This window comes from Thalassoglobus sp. JC818, from assembly GCF_040717535.1.
Classification (GTDB): Bacteria; Planctomycetota; Planctomycetia; order Planctomycetales; family Planctomycetaceae; genus Thalassoglobus.
The window spans coordinates 152026-172225 of record NZ_JBFEFI010000008.1 but is presented as its reverse complement, the minus strand read 5'-3'; the positions used below and the strand labels follow the sequence as shown (position 1 = coordinate 172225).

The window sequence follows — 20200 nt, the reverse complement described above, 5'->3', positions numbered from 1 at the left end:
ACTTGGATTCACAGCGTTCCGCATACGAGGTTCGAATACCATGACACGAAGCAACTTTCGTGTCATTACCATCGAGTCCATGAAGATGGACTACGGTTGGCGCCGTCCTCGCCGGGTTCGTGAGACTCCAGCAACTGCTGACCCGATCAAGAGAAGTGCCAGACTACCAGGCTCAGGAACGGGAGTGACCGATGAAACGTCGATACTGTCGATCGCGAAGTAAGCTGGTGTGTTCATGCCGTAAGGTCCTGAATCGCTTGAACTCAAATTGAAAGCGATCGTTTGCGCACCAGCCAGACTGGACAGGTCCATCAATGTCCATTCGTCCACAATATAATCTTGTGTGTTATCGGTGAACCGATAGTCGGCCAGATAAAACTCAACTGTCGCGCCGAGCGCCTGACCGAATTCATCGATTCCGTATGCACTTAGTTTAAGCCAGTCGGCGTCGTTACCTGTGTCCCCGCCGAACTTCTTGGCGAATCCATCTCCATTTGTCATCGACAATGCTGCGTAAGTTGTGTTTGTGACGTAAGCGCTGGTGACAGCAACTCCAGTCGCGACGGTAAAGTGAGGCAACGCCAGCAGGTGAGCGGTGTTCGTTGGATCGAAGGCGATCGGATCAAGTTGGTTCGCATTGACATCATCGTATCCGAATCCGATTCCGAAGTTCGATCCGCTTTGCGCCGCTCCGGCAAAGGTGCTGAACTGGTTCGTGAATCCGGCGATTGAGGTGTTTGTTTCGTTGGAGTATGCGAAACCGCTCCAACTGCCATAAAAGTCTTCGTAGTTGTTTGCAAACTGTGCTGAACCGCTTGTGAAACTTCCGTTGTAAAGTGTCCCGCCGTACGGACCTGGGCTTTGTGCACCAGTGAGATCTGGACCGTTCCAGTGTGAATCTGGCGAGAGCGGCAGGTCGTCAAAGTCGACCATTTCAGCTTGAACGAGCTGGGGAATGAGCAGCGCAATTGCGCATGCGAATCTTAAAGCCATGAAAGTGCCTTCCAGAGGAGAACCCCAGACTTTCTCCGCGAAGTTACCTGTTGCGGGAGTAGGGGCGATCGAGATGAACTGCAGTTTCCGTTCTCACGCGGACACCTGCTGTCAAACGCTGGTAGGTCTTCTGGCTTCCAGGCCATTTTCGTTCACCCTTCTCACCTGTACAGGTAATGGGCAGTTGCACGACGAAAATGAATATGCCTGGTTACAGCGGCGTGGACCGCTCCAGTTTTTCACTGGATTCCCTGTTTGCTGATTTTTTTAAGATTAAAAATTCAGCCACCAACGTAACTGCGGAGCAGGCTAACTACGTGCTATGAACAATGTCAAGCTGGGTAAACTCAATTTAAGGCTTGATTGCAGAAGATGGGTCGGTTACAAGACCTCCCGTCAGTCGAGAGTTCGATCGACGAGAGTTTCGTCCTGAAATTGGCTTTCAGTCAGTCGGTGTTTACGGAAAACACTCGGTTTGCAGGATTTGAAATCATCTCGTGAACGATCGATCAGGAAGCCGGTGTGAATCCGGCACGGGACCGCCGCTGTGTGCGAGAAGGTCTCCAGACACGATGCCACTGTGAGTCTAATCTCATGGGAAGGCGTTTGGAGCCCGTTTGACTCGTGAGTCAGAATACAGCTCGACGTGACAACCATGTGATGCTTCGGCCCTAAGCATCCTGGATGGCATGATTGACAGGTTCGGTGTCGGCCTGGATGTCCGTCCGCGCGGTCGAAGCGTGCTTGATCGGATTCGTCGACGTGAACAAGCCTTCTTCGCTTTCTCTCCGCTTTCGCGCATTTACGCTCATCGAACTGCTCGTGGTGATTGCCATCATTGCGGTTCTCATCGCTCTCCTGCTGCCGGCAGTGCAGCAAGCTCGAGAAGCAGCTCGCCGCTTGCAATGTAAGAGCAATCTGAAGCAGATCGGAATTGCACTCCACAACTACCACGACGTCCATAATGCCTTTCCGAAGGGAGGTTTCGGGGGGGCGATGACCCCGGCGAACGTCGCCAATCCAGCGATGAAGCAGACTGCTCTGACATTGAGTTGGGGAGCGGCCATTCTGCCGGGTTTAGATCAGGCAAATCTGTTTCATCAGATCAATCAAAACGAGTGGTACGTTCACCCGGACAATGTCCCGGTCGGACAGACGATCCTGCCGGTCTATCTCTGTCCATCTGTTCCGGCACCTGAAATGCTGAAGCCGAATGGTGATCAGACATCGGCACCGGAAAGGTTTGCGCGGACCGACTACGGAGGAAACTGGGGCGAACGTGGGCTTCGCTGTTATCCTTCCACCAATTGTCAGAACAACTATGGTGGAACAGGATCGGATTCTTACCGTGGGATGTTTCCATTGCTGGGAGCGCCTGTGGCTCGCATTCGAGATGTCACTGATGGAACGACGAATACAGTCTTCGTGGGTGAGGCTCCCAACGGATTACATTCCATCTGGATCGGACATAAGAATGTGTTCGATCAAAGCTCGCCCATCAACGGTCGCTATGCATCTCCCGGGGATACGCAATGGCAGTCTTGTATTACGTTCGGTGGCACTGCCAATCCTCCGGGAAAACTGGGCTGCGACTTCGGCCAGGAGTTTCATAGCTTCCATACTGGAGGCTCACAATTCCTGTTAGTTGATGGCTCTGTGAGATTTATTTCGGATTCGATCGACATCGTCACCTTTGCAGCGACACTCTCAAGGAAGGGCAAAGAAATTGTCGGCGAATTTTAATTCAACCTTCTCGAGCACGGATTGGCCGTGATCGGGAAAATTTATCGTGACAGAATATTTTTAATCACCTGCTGGCGATGCTGTGTGTCTGACCAGCATGGGACGAAGGATTAAGGACAAATCGGATTTCTACATTCGACGGGGAAGCTGCAAGCGCATGCGGCTTCTTCTAAGGAAGCATCCTGAACTGCTCAAGTCAGACGAAGCGATGCTGATCTTCACAGCGATTTGGGAAAATCGTTCGATGCTTCGCTGGCTGCTTGAACGAGGTGTTTCCCCTGACTGCCGATTGGGAAAAGTCGGCAACACACCGCTGATGCAAGCAGCTGCAGAAGGCGATCTTGAGGCGATGGTGTTGCTGTTGGATTTCGGCGCAGATCCCAACGCTCTCAACGAGGAATCAGAAAATCCACTCGGTTTTGCGGTTGCCTGGAAACAACTCGAACCGATCCGAGTCCTTGTCGCTGCAGGCGCTGATATCAACGACACAGCCGATTCTGGGCCTGAACGGACTCAACTCGATATCGCTGAGTTCTCCGGCTGGACCGAGGTCGCCGCACTCTTGCGATCCCTTGGAGCGAAACGTTTCAGTGAGTTGTGAGTTCTGAACTTTCTTTGAGTTTAATTGCTCCGGTTGTCGCATTGATCCCAGTGGAGATCGAAGAATGGGATGTGAGTCAGACCGAGATTCTCCATCTTACCGCAACCGCATTTGAAGAGAGTCAATTCGGCAGACAATGCCGATGAACTCGGGCGGACTGGCGACTGATGTGAATCTTGAGCTGATGATCTCACTGGAGGGCTCAGATCGGGGTATCATGCGTTTCGATTCGCACCGAATCGTCTCTAACAGCCGGTGCGACGATGGACAGACGACCAGCTAAGTTCGTCCACTAAACATCTCTTTTAAGTGGTTCAACGCATGATGCCGCGACTCATTCTTTCTCCAGTGGTTGCACTTCTCTTTTTCACTCTGGCAGATACCGCAAATGCCGACTTCATCCTCTTCTCGGTCCCGCATCCGAGGTGGGATGCAGACGAGTCGGAGCCTGTTGAGCATCCGTTGTTGCGTCCCGATTTGCGTGAGCTGAGTTTCGAGACTTCTCAAGGGGGCTCTTCGCGAGCAAAGAAATCCTCCAATTCGGGTTCCCTGAAGAGCTACTTGCAATCACTTTTTGCGGGGCTCGCATTACCGGAGCCGGTTCTGCCCGGAACCAATCCGGATGGATCTCCCCGCTACGTTCCGTATATCACGGTGGAAGATTTTCGCGAACGACTCGGAGACAATCGATACGCCAAGCGGTTGCTAAATCGTTTCGTGAAATCGGACAGGTTGCTGTTCTTCCCTGGACGAAGTCATGTCGATCCAGAACCCGTTCCAGAGCCTACTTCGATTGTTCTCTGGGGGATCGCTCTGATGGTGATGGTCACAGGACATCGCCTGCGAACTCGGATGGCTTAACAACACGGTGTCATCGCTCATCTATGTCACTCAAATAAAACAGGCTCGACGACGAAGTGTTGCCGGGCCTGTTTCGAAGACTGTAATTCGCTCCTGAACTCGTCTCATAGTCCTGGCAGAATGATACATTCAGAGAATTGAAACGAGTCAGATGCTTTGGGAATACATATCTAAAGTAAACCTTCGCCCCATGGACCAGTGATGGCGAATGTAATTCCGGGGCTTTGCGAGTTCACGAACAGCCATTTGCCGTCGCTGCTGAAAGTGGCTCCGGCCCATTCTGAGCCGCGGAAGTCGCCGGTCCAGTTATTGCGTTCCCCGCGGAGCTGCACGTTGTTTTTAGCGAAAGTGAAGAGTTCTCCGTCGACTGTTAAACCGTGGAGTCGTTGGGGAGCGAGGTCTCCATCTTCGCAGAGAATAATTCCTCCACGTGGGCTGACAGCGAGGTTGTCAGGGGAGTCAAGAACTTCGTTCGATGGGGATGAGAAGAGAAGTGTCAGGGTTTCGGCCCGAGGGTCATACTTCCAGATCTGGCCAGCCCCGGCTGAGCCTCCACTCGTTGCGTCGAAGTAAACTGCGTCGTTGCCGAACCAGCAACCTTCAAGCCGGGCGAATGTGGTCGCTCCCTGAGCTTTCCCCTGAGAGAAGCATCCATGTTTGTCACCTTCTTGTTCTCCGACAGGACCTTGGTCGTGAGGTTTGTGAGGATCTTCGATCGAGACCCAGCGACAATCATAAGTCTTGCTAACCTGATCAGTCGTTCGCAGGTCTAATTCCCCGACGACCTTCAACATCTCGAGTCGACCGCCGTTGGCGAGATTCCCGGGTTTGTTCGGAATGAAGCGATAGAAGCCGGCGGTTCCGTTGTCTTCGGTCTGATAGACGAAACCCGTTTCCGGATCGACAGCCACAGCTTCGTGAACGAATCGACCCATATCTTTGATCGGGTTTGCAGTCGCGGATTCACCGACGGGAACTTCGAAGACCCATCCATGCGACTCGCGAAAATCCATCTGCTCGCCGTCATCGTAATCTCCAGGCCCGAGAACTGTCTCTTCGCATGACAGCCAGCTTCCCCAGGGAGTTGGTCCCCCAGCACAGTTCTTGACCGTTCCGGACAGACTCGGAGTTGCTGACAGCCACTCGCTTTTCTTTGCATCGAACTTGAGTGTTGAGCATCCGCCAGCTGCGTTGGAATCGTAGGTGATTCCTTCTTTCCCGAACGCCGGGAGAGCACTGGAGAGTTCGTGATTTCGGCACAGGGTAATAACGCCGTCTTCATCTTCCGAGATGACAGCCATTCCGTCGTGTGCGCCCGGGACGACTGTTCCGTCACTCATGTGGTCGCCGGTCCAACTGAATGACCAGTAAGTGAATCCCTCAGGAAGTTGAAGCAGCGGCAAGCCGGTCGATTGATCGATGGTTGGCGCCAAAGCTCCATAGCTGCGGGTAGAGCGTCGATAAGGCTCGCTGGCAATCAGGCTTTGAAAAGCGGTTCCGAGTGAATGACAACCGAGGCTGAAGGCGCTGGCTTTCAAGAAGAGTCGACGAGGAACCTGTTGAGAAGATGACATACAAAGAACTCCGGGAAATGAACTTGAGCAGCACCGAAAGCAACGGCGTTGACTCTCTGATGAACGAGACCTCGATGCTCACTCTGCTGTGGTGGTCGCTGTTTCTCAAGCTTCCGAAGGTCGGCTTCACATCGAATTCACGAGCTTGATTCAAAGTTCACAGCGGGCAATTCCAATGCGTTAGTTTCTCCGATGGATTGCAATGATCGGTCGACCTGTTAGATGCTTGTTCAGCCAGACTGGCGATTCAATTTCTGCGTTCAATTGGTGACGGAGTTTCGAAGTGCAACCAAGAATCAGCATGATCACGCTCGGCGTCCGAGACTTGCAACGGTCCATTGAGTTTTACGGGAAGGGACTGGGCTTCCCGAAAATTGATTCACCGCCGACAGTCGCGTTCTTCAATCTCTCCGGAACGTGGCTCGGTCTTTATGGTCGAGAGGCCCTTGCGGAAGATGCTCAAGTTTCAGCGGACGGTCACGGGTTTCCTGGATTCTCGCTCGCTCACAATGTTTCCTCTGAGGAGGAAGTGGATGCCGTTTTAGAAGAAGCTGTGCGTGTCGGTGCGAAACTCGTAAAGCCGGGGCAGAAGGTTTTTTGGGGCGGCTACTCGGGGTACTTTGAAGATCCGGATGGCTATCTGTGGGAAGTCGCTCACAATCCGTTCGAGTGGATCGGGCCTCCGGATCTCAATCAGTCCAATCCATCGGATGGTTAGATTGTAGAAGGTTTTACGGAGTTGATTCAGTTTTCATTTTGGCGATCGTTGGCTGGCTTCAAGCGGTCGTTTTTCGTGATGATTTGGCAGCGACAGAGCATGCTGAATCACGATTGCATCTTGACGAAAGCCTCAGAATACATTTCAATAGTTGTTGATGGGACTGCTGTTTCGTTCGTGTTGTGAGAATACCCGCTCTCTTAACTGGAGGGTGCTGATGAGTTCTCGAGTGGCGAATGTGGTTCATAGGAAAACTTTGAATCAGTCGGCAGTCCTTCTGTTGACTCTTAGCCGTGGCAATCGGTGCGACTTCGATAGATATCGAGTGTCGCACATGCAACAGGATCGCCTCTTTTCGATTTTGTACCCGTCCCTTCCTATGGATGAGGACTGGTCTCGAATGGCCCGATGGCGATTGCTCCACTCTCACGGTGTCGCTTTCCCCGGTCACGTTTTCGAAATCGGAGCGATCTCATGAATCTCGTCGAAGTGATTCAAAGCCAAATGACTTCTGTGTTGACCAGCAAGCTTTCGGCAATGCTCGATGTCGATGAAAAGAAGGCCGAAGCTGCGTCAAAGGCGGCGATTCCGGCGTTGTTTTCCGTTTTCTCCGGGTTCGTGTCGCACCGGTCAGGAGCAGAATTGCTGACTGATAAGCTGAACCAGTTTGAACGTGACGACCGTGAACGAGTCGCAGGATTCATGGACAGTCGTCCAACGGAAGCTGCGCGTTGTGGTTATCAGTTTCTCGTTGATCTGCTCGGTCAGAGCACTGTTACCTCTCTGACCTGCGCTCTCGTTCGTTATCTGGGAAGCAGTACCGACGCTGTCAAAAAGCTTGTCGGGTATCTCGCACCCGTCATCTTAGGGCAGGTGTCCAAACAATTTCATGGGGAGGAGATCACCACTCAGGGATTGGCAAACCTCTTTGAGAATCAGAGGTCTCACGTCGCTCATGCACTGCCGAAAGGGCTCTCGCTGGACGAAATTCCGGGTCCATCGTCTCTCGGTCGTTCACGTCGAAAGTCTGACGACGTCAGACAGGACGTCGAGCCGTCTCCAGTTCGCACCTGGGCACCGGTCGCTGCACTCGTCCTTCTGGCACTGCTGGCGTGGAATTTCTTTCAGGCGCCTCAATTGGCTGATTCGGACGTCGTCAGCCAAAAATCGCTCGCCGGTCCCGTCCAGTATGAAGCCATGAAACCGGTATCCCCGGTGGAAGAGAGTGATTCCCCAGCAAGTTTGACTCAATTCTCTGACGAACTTGAGCAAGTCATGGCGACGTTACGAGATCAGTTGAGCAGCATTTCAAACGTGGAAGAGGCCGAGGAGGCACTGCCGAAGTTTAGGGAAATCAGCGAACAGCTTGGCGACCTGGTCGAACGCAGGTCGGAGCTGCCGAAACCTGAGTTGAACTCAGCGGTCGGCCAGGCGCGAACTGAACTTGAGTCGGTGAGTGAGCCGATTGCCACTTTGGAGGCCAACTCGGAAGTCAAGAACGTGCTTGAAGACGTGTTGAGTGAGATCCAGGAAAAGCTTAGAACGCTCGGGAATTGAATCTGGGTTGTTACATTCATCTCCAACTGGTCTGATCGGTACTTTCCGGATTCATATCACGCCGCTTCTGCGACTCGAGGTGCGCTTGGCGAGAACGATTTCTGGCTGTTCGAGAGTGCGAATCGGCTGTTGAGCACTCAGGAAATCGCAAAACCGTGTTGCGAAAAAGCATCAGCGCGCTCTGAAACGTTGCGTACTCGCACCACCGCTGTTTTGGGCATTTTGAGGTCCGCAGATTCTGCGGGATTGTGTCTTTCGTTGTAATTGGCTCGCTTTCAATAACTTAGGACGGATGGGCGTGCGAGTTTCGGGGGATTCCGACGTTCTCCCGAAAACTTTGGCACCTGACCTGCAAAGAATTCGTTTAACGCAACGAATGCTCTCACAGTCTCTCTCACTAAGACTCTCACAAAATTGGTTGCGTTCTCTCTCACACAGGCGACGCTCGAAATCGAGCGTCGCCTGTCTTCGTTGGGACTTTGCAAAGTTTCTGCTACATTGGAAGGCTCGACTCATTCACTCTGAATCACGAGTTTTGAAGCTTCTATGTTCGAATCGATAACACAAAACCTCACTGAAGCACTCGGAAATTTCACGCGCGGAAAGTTGTCGGAAGGCAATATCCGCGACGGAATGGCGCAAGTTCGGAAAGCGCTCCTCGAAGCTGACGTAAACTATGATGTCGCAAAGTCTTTCTGTGACAACGTCACCCAACAAGCGGTCGGTGACCAGGTTCTGAAGTCGTTGAAGCCCGGCGAACAGATCGTCGGGATCGTGTACAACGAACTCGTCAACCTGATGGGGCCAGTTGACCACTCGATTGCCATCCGCCGCGGTGAAATGGCCATCATCATGATGTGTGGTCTTCAGGGGGCGGGAAAAACGACCACATGCGGAAAACTGGCGACAATGCTGAAAGAGCAGGGGAACACTCCCATGCTCGTCGCTGCCGACCTTCAACGACCCGCCGCCATCGAGCAGCTGCGGGTGATTGGTGAACAGGTCGGCGTACCGGTTTACTGGGAAGAAGCTGGTTCGAGTACGCCCGTCAAAGTCTGTCAGAACGCTCAGAAAGCGGCCAAGAAAGAGGGATGCAATGTCCTGATTCTGGATACAGCTGGACGTTTGCACATTGACGATTCCTTGATGAAGGAACTCATCCAGATCGATAACAAACTGATGCCTCATCAGGCTTTGTTGGTTTGCGATGCGATGACCGGGCAGGACGCCGTTAACAGTGCGAAAGCGTTTAATGAGGCTCTCGAACTCGATGGAGTGATCCTCACAAAGCTGGACGGTGACACTCGCGGTGGAGCTGCGTTGTCGGTGAAAGCGGTGACCGGCGTTCCGATCAAGTTCATCGGGGTCGGCGAGCAACTCGACAAGCTCGAGCCATTTCATCCCGAGCGAATGGCGCAGCGAATTCTGGGGCAGGGGGACGTCGCGACCCTCCTCGAGACAGCTCAGCGCGTCCTTGACGCTGAGGAGATGGAGAACCAGCAGCAGAAGATGCTGGAAGGGAAGTTCACGCTCGATGACTTCCTGAAAGCGATGTCCCAGATTCAGCGGATGGGCTCGATGAAGTCCCTGATGAAGCTGATTCCGGGAATGGGGCAAATGGCTCAAGCCATGGATGCGATGGATGGCATGGACCCCGACAAGGATGTGAAACGCGTCAAAGCGATGATTTCCTCGATGACGGTCGAGGAACGGAGACATCCCGATCGAATCGATCGTTCTCGGCGAAATCGGATCGCGATTGGTAGCGGGACCGACCCTGCTGAAGTCAACGACCTCCTCAAGCAGTTCAAGGGGATGTCCGGGATGATGCAGCAGATGGCCGGCATGAGCATGGGAGATCGCATGAAAGCCGTTCGGGAACTTCAATCAGAAGCGATGAATCCGAACAGTCGAGGAGTCACCCAGGGCAAGCAGCGCAGTAAACGAGGCGATTTGACCAAAGACGCGTTGCGAGAAAAGAAAAAGAAGGAACGGCAACGTCAAAAGAAGGCCAGAAAACGGAAGAAGTAGTCTCTCAGATTCACAGAAATGCCAAGCATCTGAGAGTGAAAGTTGGGAGGTCGAAGACGCAATTTTGGCCCTGTTGACGTGACAGTACGCGTCAAATTGTGTATGAAACCACGTTCCCCAAAGTTCCGTCAGAGGTTCAGGTGCACGCATTTTGCTGTAACTGTAGACTCTTTCTATGGTTAAGCCTTGATGGGAACGGGTGCGGAGCTGAAAGCTGTATTGTCGTTCATCGGATATTGGTCCGATTATTGATGAGAAACCATTTTTCAGCACTCACTTATCAGCACTTTGTGGAATTGCAGAATTCGCATCGTGGGTCAGCGACTCATCACGAAAGTGAGTGCTGCCGGACGTGTCAACGAACAGGTTGTTGTGGCACGAAGTTGTAGAAACATGATTTGAGCTGATTTCAGCTGGTCTGAATTGGCAAACGTTTGAGTCTCAGAGGAGACAAGTGTGGCGGTTCGTATTCGAATGAAGCGGATGGGGCGAACACATCGCCCGTTTTATCGCATCTGTGTCATGGATGCTCGGCGTCCCCGTGACGGTGCAGCGATTGAAGAAGTCGGTACCTACGATCCAATGAAGACTGAAAAGTCGGATCGAGTGACTTTGAAGATTGATCGTGTCGAACACTGGCTTTCTGTTGGCGCTCAGCCGACTGAAAAAGTTGCAGTGCTGATTCGAAAGTTCAAAGAGAACGATTGGGGAACTGCGAAGACTCCGCCTCCGACGGCTGCTCCTCAGGTCAAACAAGCTCCTGCAGCAGAAGAAGCTTCCGCCGATGCTCCGGCTGAAGAAGGAGCCGAAGCTGCTGAGTCCACTGAAGGCTAAAGCATTTCGAATGCTTTTCCGGACCGTAGATGACGATCTGTCGAGACATCACCTAATTGTCTCCGGGGCAGGTGGTCGAACGGTTGCGGGATTGAACCAATCATAGTGGTTGTTGCCATTGTGATTGGTGGATCGCCCAGCGAGTATTACGAAAACCACTCGAATCTTCGTTCGTGAGATCACCTCAGGAGCGGATCGGGTGGTTTAAAATTGGTAGACGGATGCGTTTCGACGTTCTCACCCTGTTTCCAGGACTTTTTGAGGGGTTCTTGCAACAGAGCCTGCTCAAAAAGGCGATCGACGCGCAACTGATCGATGTCGCATTGTGGAACTTCCGCGACTGGACAACTGATCGTCACCAATCGGTTGACGATACTCCGTACGGCGGAGGTCCAGGGATGTTGATTCGTTGTGAACCAGTTTTCGAGTGCGTCGAAGCAGTTCAGGCGGAGTGTGAACAGCCAGGACGTTTGGTGATGTTGACGCCCCAAGGGCGGCGGCTCGATCAGAGACTGGTTGAAGAGTTGGCTGAAGAGCAACGACTCCTCCTTCTCTGCGGGCGGTATGAAGGATTCGACGAGCGAATCAGCGAAGGCCTTCGTCCTCTCGAAGTTTCCATTGGAGATTTCGTCTGCAATGGAGGCGAAGTCCCGGCGATGCTGATCATTGAGAGTGTGATGCGGCTCATCCCGGGAGTTCTCGGCGACGAAGCGAGTGCGAAGCTCGATTCGTTTTCCGAATTAGGACATTTGGAATACCCTCAATACACACGACCACGAGAGTTTCGCGGGATGTCAGTCCCCGAAATCCTCTTGAGCGGAAATCATCAGGCGATCGCCGAGTGGCGGTCGGCTCAAAGTCAGGCCCGCACAGAAGAGCGACGCCAAGACCTTTTTAGCGGCGACGGTAGAGAAGATTAATCTTACTCATCGAACTCGCTGCGTCGTCAGGTACGGACGATTCAGACAATACGATGTTCCTCGTCCCTCGTCAGGAACCGCTCGTGACAATCAGGAATTTCAGAAATGCGACACAAACTTCTCGATCTCGCAGAGCAGTCGAGCCTGCGTGAGAACAAGCTGAACTTCGCGGTGGGTGACACTGTCGACGTTCACACCCGAATTCTGGAAGGTAACAAAGAGCGAATCCAGATTTTCGGCGGTGTTGTGATTGCCAAACGCGGCCAAGGCATGAACGAAAACTTCACTGTTCGCAGAATTGTTGCCGGAGAAGGTGTCGAGCGAACATTCCCAGTGAACTCCCCCAAAGTCGCTGACGTCGTTGTGAAGCGACATGCTCGCGTTCGCCGCGCGAAACTGTTCTACCTCCGCGATCGCGTCGGAAAAGCAACCCGACTCCGAGAGCGTCGAGCTCGAGCAGGCGAAGCAGAAACCAACACATAATGCTGCTTTGTCGTTCCTCTGCCGCCGTCTGAAATTGCCGCACTCAATGAATGCTGCTTTGACGATGCGGATCGCCGTCTGATTCAGCGAACGGCAGAGTGGCTGCAGAGTATCGATGAAAATGAAAAACGACGTGACCGAGTTGTTCAGTCACGTCGTTCTTTTTTGGATGCTCTTAATCAGCAGCTTGCGAGCCTGTTCCACTCTTCGACAGGTGAGAGCTGCGTCGAGGCTCTCTATCGGAAAATGACAGGTTGACCGTCTCGCGGGTCGATCAGCTTTCGAAACTCAGCTGGGTCCAAGGATTTCGAAATATCTGCAATCGATCCATCGCATAGGAGAGCGATGAACGTCTCACCGACGTTTCCGAGTGGGGCGAATGGGTCGTCTTCGTTGTATTCCAGTCCGCCAGGTTTGGTCCAGATTTCAGCGGTGTCGTCCCCCGCTCGAACGGCGAGGATCGTGTTGGAGCTTCCGTCAGTGATGTTTCTTAGCCCCGGTCCAGGCTCGCCTTCCTGGAAGAGTCCTTTCTCTCCTGTGAAGACATGAATCGAGGTCTTGCCTTCAGGATTCGTTCCAAAGACCTCAGGCATCTCCTCAATCAGCGCTTTATTGGTCTCGCTGTCCCATGGTTCGTCGAGGTTAAACTGCTCGTACAGAGGTGCTTGTTCGAGAAACGGCAGCAGGTGGACTCGCCAGCTGAGCCCTTTTCCCTGTAGTTTTTCTGCGACACCGTTTGAGTCTGCAGCCGGGAACGACTTGTATACGTCGTGATAGTTGTGAAAGGCCAGACCGATCTGCTTCATGTTGTTGCGCGGGACGTAAATCTCCTGGGCTTTCTTACGCTCCATTTCAGCGACCTGCTGAATGACGTCCGGAAGATTTTCAAAGCCCTCGGGGCGCGGAACGTTGACGGTGATCAGATTTCCTTCTGTGGAGATTGCAGCATTGTTCACCAGAGCGCTCACAAGTGTTCGGAATTCATCGTGTTCTGGCATTTGCGATTTGGATTTCTCGAACTGCTGCTTTCCCATTGCGAGATAGCTGTTGAGCATCGATTGAAGACCCTGGGCGGAGTCTGGATTCGTTGCGTCAATTTTGGCCTGCAAGAGCTGCGTGTCTTCAAGGTCGCTGGCGATCGACGCTGTTCGCACCTGCTGCAAGAAAGTCATCGCCAATCCGATCATCGGGTTGGGTTGGTCCCCCTGCAGTTGACCGATGATTTTGGTGACAGCCTGCATGTCGAGAGCGATTCCGATGTCCTGTTTTTCCATGCGGGTCAAGGCTGCCGAAATCGGTCCAGTCCCTGCGTCGGTGGGGACGGTTTCCAGGTCGATTTGCGGTCCGAAGATGAGCTGTGAATCGCTGAGTGGCAGAACAACGCCATCGGCAGTCTTCACGCCTTTTCCGGTTTGCAGGTCAATTGGTTCTCCGTTGGGAATCGATTGCAGAATGTTTTGGACATCAATCTCTGGGACGAGTTGAACGAGAATGACTGGAGGCGGAGGAGTCTGTGGCGGTTCGAATCCAGGTTGAAAAGCGACAGGTGTCAGCTCGTTAGAGGTCGCTGGATGAATGTCAACTTGTCCGTTTGCAGCGACTGCGAATTCTTCAACTGGAAATGCCGGATCGAGCTGACCCATCCCCGGTCCCATTCCCATCTGCAGAAACATCATGCCCATCGCGCCAGCGGCGGTGAGGATTTCTCCGTCAAAGCAGATAAGGATCTGTTCCACGCTTTCAGGCTTCACACCAACGTTCTTTTCGAAGTCGGACAATGATTCTTCGGCGTTGACTTGTGGGTTGGAATCTTCGATCAGCTTCAGGATTGCGGGGAACATTGGATTGTTCATCGCTTTGGAGGGGCGAATCGAGATGATCGCAGCTGTGTCAGCCGGAACGCGGTCGAAGATGGTGCCTGTTGATGGGGCATTCGCTGCCGGAGTTTCTGTTGAGTGCGGGGAAGCCTCTTCAGCTCCCTGCGAAGGAGCCGGAGTACCGGTTGGCTCGATGGTCTCCGGTTTGTCCGGACTTTCGTTTTCTACGACGGCGTTGTCACCACCTCCACAACCGTGGACGAGGAACATCATCAATAACATCAACAGCGTTGCGCGTCTCATTGCTTTGTCTCGCTTCAACAGTAGGGAACTTTCTGTTGGATCGTCGGAGATTCAGAGAGATTTCGCAACTGAGTGAAGTCGCACTCACGGCGACAAACCGATCTCTTCTCTTGAATTTCTCGCGTCACGTCACAGTCAAGAAATACTGCCTCGCGGTGACGATCCTCACAGCTTCTTTACGCTCAACTTAGGCCAGGTCTTTGAGTGTATTCAGAACTTGACGATGCAAAACCGCGAAAAGTTGTGATCTGATTGCCATCGTAGCGTTGGATGCTGGGAGGAGGCTTAGAGGAGATTTGCGAAAGGATGTGTGCGCGTTTGAAGCGGGAGTTCAACGAGTGAGCCGGTGCGGTGAGACTCGAATGTCGCGCAGATTAACTCGACAACTTGTCGGGCCTGATACATGTTGCAGAGTGGGTTTCGGTCCTTCTGAATCGCGTCGATTAAATCTTCGGCTGCGATTTGATTCCGCGATTGATAACGCTTGCCGGTGAGCGGTTCCGGAGCCCCGATCCCGGCACTTGAAACCTGTTGCCAGCGAGAATCCGTTTGACCTGTGGACCAGTTGGAATCGAGCAGGACGAAAGTCGGAGCCAAGGTCCCTTCGTAGATGTCCATGACACCTTTCGAACCGCAAATTCTCATCCCGTAGCGTGAAGGATTGCCTGCACAGTTCTGGACGGATCGGAAGTGGGAAGCAATTCCCGACTTCAGGGCATACTCGGCTCTCAACGAATTCCCGAGCAGCGGACCCAGACCTTCGTTGCCGTCATACACTTCGCTGAGGGGAGCACGGGAACCGGATTGCAAAATCGTGGCGAAACACGACTGTGGTTCGAATCCGAGAGTGAGGAGGAGGTCGAGCATATGGGACCCGAGAACCCACAGATCTTCAGGTCCGCCTCGTCGATCTTCTTTGCCTTGAAGACGAACTTCCACGATCTGCCCGAGGGTGTCATCTTCAATCAGCGACTTAATGACCGGAATACGCGGGCTGTAAGTCGTTGGATGGGCGATGGCGAGTTTGATGTGTCGCATCTCGCATGCTTGAACGATTTCGTCAGCCTCTTGTGGAGAGCGGCAGAACGGCTTCTCCATGAAAATGTGGACGCCGTGCTCGGCAGCTGCGATCGCGACGTCGCGATGTTGATCGATCCAACGAGGGCAGATGGCAATGATGTCCAGCTGCGCCTCAGCGAGCATTTTCCGATAGTCGGAATAGAGTTGGGTCGTTCGCAGCTTCTTGCCGGCTTTGGCTCGTCCCTCGGCGTCTTCATCGCAGACCGCGACGATTTCTGTTTCGGGCATGTCGAGCCAGACAGTATCGAGTCCGTGTCCGTAGTTGCCTCGGCCAGTTCTTCCGAAAACTCCGACTCTCAACTGTCCTGCCACATCGCTCTCCGTCGCTGCCAATTCTTCGGGAAGCAGAGGGGGAGCGGTTGCTTCCCCTCGTTGACGCTCATGTCCTAGAACATTTTCTGATTCTGAGTGCACAGGAAAGAGCAACTTGCTCTAACTTAGGCGATTGTCCCCTGCGTTTTCGTCTTGATGAATCGTGACAGGCCATCCGGGGAACTGGTTCGATGGGTTGCCGTCGGTGATGTCGATCAGGAAACGAAACGACTCGATGAGGTAGGTTTTCTTTTCAGTGTCGATTGTCACCAGTCCGAGTCCGCTTCCCTTTTGATGGGCACGGTCGTATCGATTCGGAGCCGTGCCAACTTCCGGATTTCCGACGGCGTAGACATAAACGAGATTGCCGAGACCGTCGACGAATTCGCCTGTGTTCGCCAAGCCGTGTTCCGGTCGATTCTCGTGCGGCATATCGATTTCATCCGGACGCCACCAGCGTGGATAACCGACAGCGATGGCCGGTGAGCAGAAGGACCAAAAGCTGTCGCGCTGTTGATCGACACCGTATTGAGCGAGCGTCGTGAGATGTTGATCTCCGTTGATGTGCAATGCCTTCGACTTGCGAGCAATGTCGATAGCACGATTGCGAGCGGTTTGTGGCCATCCGCCGCAGTCGAGATCGGCTTTCAGGTATCCGTCAAATCCTCCGTGATGTGTCGCCACACCGGCGAAGACCGTTTGGCTGAGCAACACTTTCATGGAGTGCCCACGCCAGTCTTCTGACCAGTTTCGAAGGAATTCTTCCTGTCGTTCTCCCAAGAGAACCAAGCCTGGTTTGTCGAGTTTTGAAGTATCGAAGTCGGGGTCTTGAACATGGTCTGCGCGGCCGCTTCCGGTGTCGACTCGCTCGGGACCGCTCTTCCATTGGCGGTCTGCGACGATCGCGAAACTGACGTCCCCGTACACCATGTCGCCGTAGTAAACGCTGATGTCCTGTTTGACGGGAGTTGGATCAGCGAAATCAGGATGGTGTGCGACACAGGTCGTGTGGACCACATTGACCATGCGGGCAGGTTCGCGGTATCCCCCTTTCGAGGATGCGCCCTGGTCCAGGCCGGTCATCGCTGCTCCGCCTTCACCCCAGATATTTCCCTGGAAGACGTCGTGATCGTCCGGAATGCAGAGCGTCGGGCGGTCTCGCATTGCTTCGCGGAATGACCATCCGAACTGGTAGTACTTTCTCAGGTAATTGAGAATCGCTGGCCCGGCAGGATCGCGGATAATTCCGTAGCCACCGTGTGACTCGTAAATTTGATCGCCCGAGAAGTAGATCAGGTCCGGGTCGAGTTTCAGCAGGTTGTTCACGACAGGTTCGTAAGGGAACGCGTAATCGTTCTGGCAGGTCAGGGCTCCGAATCGAAGCGGTCGTCCCGTCGGATTTTTCTGGATGGTTCCAGTCCACTCAGATTCGGTTTCTGTACCGTCGGTGTGACGTTCTCGATAAACGAGTTTGTACGGCGTTGGTGTTTTTTCGTCCCAGTTAGGAACTCGGAACGTTGCGACCCAGGCATCTTGGTCCAATGCTGCAGTCCCGAGGTCTTTCCATTCCCCGTTCTGTTGAATGTAAAGCTCAACGTCCTGATTGTCCTCTTCACCCAGGGGACCGGTCAGGGCGCTGATCTTCATCACGAATCCCTCATCAGAACGGGAATCGCTGAGCGAGTACATCGACCACAAGATCGGCCCGAACTTGCGATCTTCGGCGACGGTGAAGGCCTCTCCGTCGACAATCCAGTTGGAGAAGCGGTAGCGCGACTTCCCACCGTTTGCCTGTTGGTTGTTGCGGCGTCGCTGAGGTTGATAGTTGTTGACGAGTGAAATGTTTCCGAGCAGTTGATCGCTGGGAACCGTTGTCGTCACCGAATCAATAACGTCTCCGGAGAGTGACTGGGCAGTCAACGTTAACTTGCATTGCTTGCCCATCGGAGTGCTGGCGAGATGCAGTCGAAATCCCTTGACGTCCAGCGGATTTTTGAGCGGTTGCTTGGATTTGCCGAGAACAAGTTCTCCATTGACCAGCCCTGCATCAATTCCGTTGTTGGCGAAAACGTTGCTGCGGTATTCGTTGATGTCGCTTCGCGTTCCGACTCGAAATCCTGCGCCGGCGTCCTGGTCGTTGACCTCAACTTGTGCGAGATCGACCGACATCGCGAATGGCTGTTGAGGATCGGTCAACTGATGAGTGATCAGGTGAATGTTGCGATCATTCCCGAGCGACTGGCACTCCGCTGCGCCATCGACGATTCGCCAGTCTTCCATGGGGTTGGCCCAGAACTGACTTCCCAGCCAGACTCGGTTGTGAGTCGTGCCCCAGCTGTCGATCGGCTCGCCCGATGTTTGTGGAGGAGTTTGAGCGGAGGCTTTGCTCTTGAGTCCAATCAGTGCAGCGCCGCCAGCGATTGTTTTCAAGACCAGTCTGCGGGAGAAGTGGTTCATCGATTTTGATTCCTTGTCGTGCATCAATTCGGAATGATCGGTTTAGATCATTCGTGTTGCTGCGTGCAAGTGTTCAGCACGAAATTCGATTCGAGTCCGAATTGTGTCGGTTCGACCGCACAGCCTCGATTCATTGCAACTCACGGGTTAAGCTCTCGTGTGGCACTGGCGGCGAGAACAGGTCTGTGGAGCGGACGCCTGCGAGAGACGTAGTGATCGTTTCTTCGCTGTTGGGTACTGGATTCACGATCACGCTGTAAGAATCGACACACCGCGAGAATTGGCTCAACTTCAGCTTTGGAGAATTCAAGCTTATGTGGTCTTATCTTCATTCGACTCTGGTTCTTGGCTTCGTTGTTCTAAGCAATCACTTCTTGATGACGACGGAGCTATTCGCCCAGTCAGCAGAACGACCGAATGTAATCGTGATTTTCATTGATGACATGGGTTATGGTGACGTTGGGTTCAATGGAGCAACCGGTCCGCGGACGCCGCATCTCGATCAAATGGCTGCCGAAGGAATGAAGTTCACGGACTTCTACGTTGGCTGTGCTGTTTGCAGTGGGTCCCGAACGGCGTTGATGACCGGATGTCACTATCAGCGGGTCAGCATGAAAGCTGTGCTCTTTCCGAACGCGCAGAACGGGCTGCATCCAGACGAAGTCACAGTCGCTGAAGTTCTGGGAGACGCTGGGTACGCAACCACCTGTATTGGCAAATGGCACTTGGGGCACTTGCCTCCCTGTTTGCCTACTCTGCAGGGTTTCGACTCGTACTACGGGATTCCCTACAGCAACGATATGTGGATCGATCCGGCCAATAAGATCTCAGACGATATTGTGTTGCGAGAAGGTGTTACGCACGCTGATTTGAAGGCGGGCAAGAAGATCAAAAATGGCGTCCCGCTGATGCGGAATGATGAAGTGATTGAGTATCCGGCGGATCAGGCGACACTGACCAAACGATACACCGAAGAGGCGATTCAATTCATCGATGATCACAAAGAGGACCCCTTCTTTTTGTATCTTCCGCACACCATGGTGCATTTGCCGCTGGCGGTTTCGGAGGAGTTTGCCGGGCGAACGGATCATCTCATTTGGGATGCCATCGAAGAGGTTGACTGGTCGGTCGGTCAGATTCTGGATGCTCTTAAGGATCGCGGGATCGACGAAAAGACACTTGTGATTTTTACCAGCGACAACGGAGCTGCTGTCGGTTCGTCATTGCCGCTGCGAGGTCGCAAAGCGAGTGTTTACGACGGGGGAATTCGAGAACCGACGTTGATGTGGTGGCCAGGAACGATTCCAGCTGGATCGGTCTGTTCGGAAGTCGCAGCGACGATTGATGTCTTACCGACCGTGACAGAATTGGCGGGAGGCAAACTTCCCGAACGCAAAATCGATGGCAAGAACATCCTGCCTCTTATGACAGCACAACCGGGCGCCAAGAGTCCGCATGACACCTATTGTTTGATGCACGGTCCCGGTGCTGTTCGGAGTGGTAAGTGGAAGTACTATCCATGGGCAGAGGGAACTAAGGGGCAGCGTAATGCCGACATCGCCGGACAGGAACCGTCAGAGCAACCTGTGCAGCTTTATGACACTGTGGCAGACATCGGTGAGACGACCAACGTCGCTTCCACTCACCCCGAAGTCGTCGCACGACTTCAGGCGAGTTGGGAAGCCCATCAGGCTGAGATTGAAGAGAATCGACGACCGGTCGCCCCGCTGATTCGTCCCCGGGGCGCTAAGTCGGCAGAAAGACCTCCGCGGCAACCACAGAAGCAGTCTGCTGAGAAGAAGTAGACTTCGGCGTTCGGCAGTCCCGCAATGCTTCGTTGCAACGTGCGGAATGCGTTTGATTGATTGGATCGGTGCGATTTCGAAAAACATCGTGCGCTCATCTGGATCAATGCG

Annotated in this window: 16 protein-coding genes and 2 riboswitches; of the genes, 11 read left to right on the top strand and 5 right to left on the bottom strand. The window is 53.3% G+C overall.

Annotation, left to right across the window (positions count from 1 at the left end):
- Positions 1-90 precede the first annotated feature (90 nt).
- Positions 91-993: a DUF4465 domain-containing protein gene (locus tag AB1L42_RS20180; protein WP_367060509.1), complete on the bottom strand. Its 903-nt coding sequence runs from the start codon at positions 991-993 to the stop codon at positions 91-93.
- Between the two features lie 102 nt (positions 994-1095).
- Positions 1096-1301: riboswitch (cobalamin riboswitch) on the bottom strand.
- 160 nt (positions 1302-1461) lie between these two features.
- Positions 1462-1654, top strand: a riboswitch (cobalamin riboswitch).
- A gap of 56 nt (positions 1655-1710) precedes the next feature.
- Here AB1L42_RS20180 and AB1L42_RS20175 point away from each other — a divergent pair.
- The 3 genes from AB1L42_RS20175 to AB1L42_RS20165 all read left to right on the top strand — a co-directional run bounded on the left by AB1L42_RS20175 (position 1711) and on the right by AB1L42_RS20165 (position 4198).
- Entirely contained in the window at positions 1711-2736 is a 1026-nt protein-coding gene (locus AB1L42_RS20175) for a DUF1559 domain-containing protein (RefSeq protein ID WP_367060506.1), read from the top strand.
- A 157-nt stretch (positions 2737-2893) separates the two neighbouring features.
- Positions 2894-3337: an ankyrin repeat domain-containing protein gene (locus AB1L42_RS20170; protein WP_367060503.1), complete on the top strand. Its 444-nt coding sequence runs from the start codon at positions 2894-2896 to the stop codon at positions 3335-3337.
- A gap of 321 nt (positions 3338-3658) precedes the next feature.
- Positions 3659-4198 (top strand): hypothetical protein, encoded by a 540-nt coding sequence (locus tag AB1L42_RS20165; protein ID WP_367060500.1) that lies wholly within the window; start codon positions 3659-3661, stop codon positions 4196-4198.
- A gap of 170 nt (positions 4199-4368) precedes the next feature.
- Here the strand turns inward: AB1L42_RS20165 and AB1L42_RS20160 are convergent, their stop codons facing one another.
- Positions 4369-5772 carry an alkaline phosphatase PhoX gene (locus AB1L42_RS20160; protein ID WP_367060497.1) on the bottom strand — a complete coding sequence of 468 codons (1404 nt, stop codon included), beginning with the start codon at positions 5770-5772 and terminating at the stop codon, positions 4369-4371.
- On the opposite strand from AB1L42_RS20160, the gene AB1L42_RS20155 reads away from it, so the two are divergent.
- From AB1L42_RS20155 to rplS, 7 genes are all read left to right on the top strand, one after another.
- Positions 5766-5921, top strand: coding sequence for a hypothetical protein (locus AB1L42_RS20155; RefSeq protein ID WP_367060494.1), 156 nt, complete (start codon positions 5766-5768; stop codon positions 5919-5921). The two genes, AB1L42_RS20160 and AB1L42_RS20155, sit on opposite strands and share 7 nt — an antisense overlap.
- Before the next feature lie 134 nt (positions 5922-6055).
- On the top strand, positions 6056-6490 hold the full coding sequence (locus tag AB1L42_RS20150) for a VOC family protein (protein ID WP_367060491.1): 435 nt from the start codon (positions 6056-6058) through the stop codon (positions 6488-6490).
- Positions 6491-6964: 474 nt separating this feature from the next.
- Complete coding sequence (locus AB1L42_RS20145) at positions 6965-8047, top strand: DUF937 domain-containing protein (RefSeq protein ID WP_367060489.1); 1083 nt, start codon at positions 6965-6967, stop codon at positions 8045-8047.
- A gap of 546 nt (positions 8048-8593) precedes the next feature.
- Positions 8594-10078 carry a signal recognition particle protein gene (gene ffh / locus AB1L42_RS20140; RefSeq protein WP_367060487.1) on the top strand — a complete coding sequence of 495 codons (1485 nt, stop codon included), beginning with the start codon at positions 8594-8596 and terminating at the stop codon, positions 10076-10078.
- Between the two features lie 456 nt (positions 10079-10534).
- Positions 10535-10912, top strand: coding sequence for a 30S ribosomal protein S16 (rpsP, locus tag AB1L42_RS20135; RefSeq protein WP_367060485.1), 378 nt, complete (start codon positions 10535-10537; stop codon positions 10910-10912).
- A 221-nt stretch (positions 10913-11133) separates the two neighbouring features.
- Positions 11134-11832: a tRNA (guanosine(37)-N1)-methyltransferase TrmD gene (trmD, locus tag AB1L42_RS20130; RefSeq protein ID WP_367060481.1), complete on the top strand. Its 699-nt coding sequence runs from the start codon at positions 11134-11136 to the stop codon at positions 11830-11832.
- Between the two features lie 105 nt (positions 11833-11937).
- On the top strand, positions 11938-12315 hold the full coding sequence (gene rplS / locus AB1L42_RS20125; RefSeq protein ID WP_367060478.1) for a 50S ribosomal protein L19: 378 nt from the start codon (positions 11938-11940) through the stop codon (positions 12313-12315).
- Positions 12316-12551: 236 nt separating this feature from the next.
- On the opposite strand, the gene AB1L42_RS20120 is transcribed toward rplS, so the two are convergent.
- The 3 genes from AB1L42_RS20120 to AB1L42_RS20110 all read right to left on the bottom strand — a co-directional run bounded on the left by AB1L42_RS20120 (position 12552) and on the right by AB1L42_RS20110 (position 18284).
- Complete coding sequence (locus tag AB1L42_RS20120; RefSeq protein ID WP_367060475.1) at positions 12552-14435, bottom strand: DUF1559 domain-containing protein; 1884 nt, start codon at positions 14433-14435, stop codon at positions 12552-12554.
- A 285-nt stretch (positions 14436-14720) separates the two neighbouring features.
- Positions 14721-15827, bottom strand: coding sequence for a Gfo/Idh/MocA family oxidoreductase (locus tag AB1L42_RS20115; protein WP_367060472.1), 1107 nt, complete (start codon positions 15825-15827; stop codon positions 14721-14723).
- Between the two features lie 120 nt (positions 15828-15947).
- Entirely contained in the window at positions 15948-18284 is a 2337-nt protein-coding gene (locus AB1L42_RS20110; protein ID WP_367060469.1) for an alkaline phosphatase D family protein, read from the bottom strand.
- Between the two features lie 314 nt (positions 18285-18598).
- Between AB1L42_RS20110 and AB1L42_RS20105 the strand changes: the two genes are divergently transcribed.
- A complete protein-coding gene (locus AB1L42_RS20105; RefSeq protein WP_367060466.1) occupies positions 18599-20089 on the top strand; it encodes a sulfatase in 1491 nt (496 codons plus the stop codon).
- Positions 20090-20200: the final 111 nt, after the last annotated feature.

Coding starts and splice junctions, on each gene's coding strand:
- AB1L42_RS20145 (WP_367060489.1), top strand. CDS start 6,965: ATGAATCTCGTCGAAGTGATTCAAAGCCAAATGACTTCTGTGTTGACC.
- AB1L42_RS20180 (WP_367060509.1), bottom strand. CDS start 993: ATGGCTTTAAGATTCGCATGCGCAATTGCGCTGCTCATTCCCCAGCTC.
- AB1L42_RS20160 (WP_367060497.1), bottom strand. CDS start 5,772: ATGTCATCTTCTCAACAGGTTCCTCGTCGACTCTTCTTGAAAGCCAGC.
- ffh (WP_367060487.1), top strand. CDS start 8,594: ATGTTCGAATCGATAACACAAAACCTCACTGAAGCACTCGGAAATTTC.
- AB1L42_RS20170 (WP_367060503.1), top strand. CDS start 2,894: ATGCGGCTTCTTCTAAGGAAGCATCCTGAACTGCTCAAGTCAGACGAA.
- AB1L42_RS20105 (WP_367060466.1), top strand. CDS start 18,599: ATGTGGTCTTATCTTCATTCGACTCTGGTTCTTGGCTTCGTTGTTCTA.
- AB1L42_RS20175 (WP_367060506.1), top strand. CDS start 1,711: ATGTCCGTCCGCGCGGTCGAAGCGTGCTTGATCGGATTCGTCGACGTG.
- AB1L42_RS20165 (WP_367060500.1), top strand. CDS start 3,659: ATGATGCCGCGACTCATTCTTTCTCCAGTGGTTGCACTTCTCTTTTTC.
- trmD (WP_367060481.1), top strand. CDS start 11,134: ATGCGTTTCGACGTTCTCACCCTGTTTCCAGGACTTTTTGAGGGGTTC.
- AB1L42_RS20110 (WP_367060469.1), bottom strand. CDS start 18,284: ATGAACCACTTCTCCCGCAGACTGGTCTTGAAAACAATCGCTGGCGGC.
- AB1L42_RS20120 (WP_367060475.1), bottom strand. CDS start 14,435: ATGAGACGCGCAACGCTGTTGATGTTATTGATGATGTTCCTCGTCCAC.
- rplS (WP_367060478.1), top strand. CDS start 11,938: ATGCGACACAAACTTCTCGATCTCGCAGAGCAGTCGAGCCTGCGTGAG.
- AB1L42_RS20155 (WP_367060494.1), top strand. CDS start 5,766: ATGACATACAAAGAACTCCGGGAAATGAACTTGAGCAGCACCGAAAGC.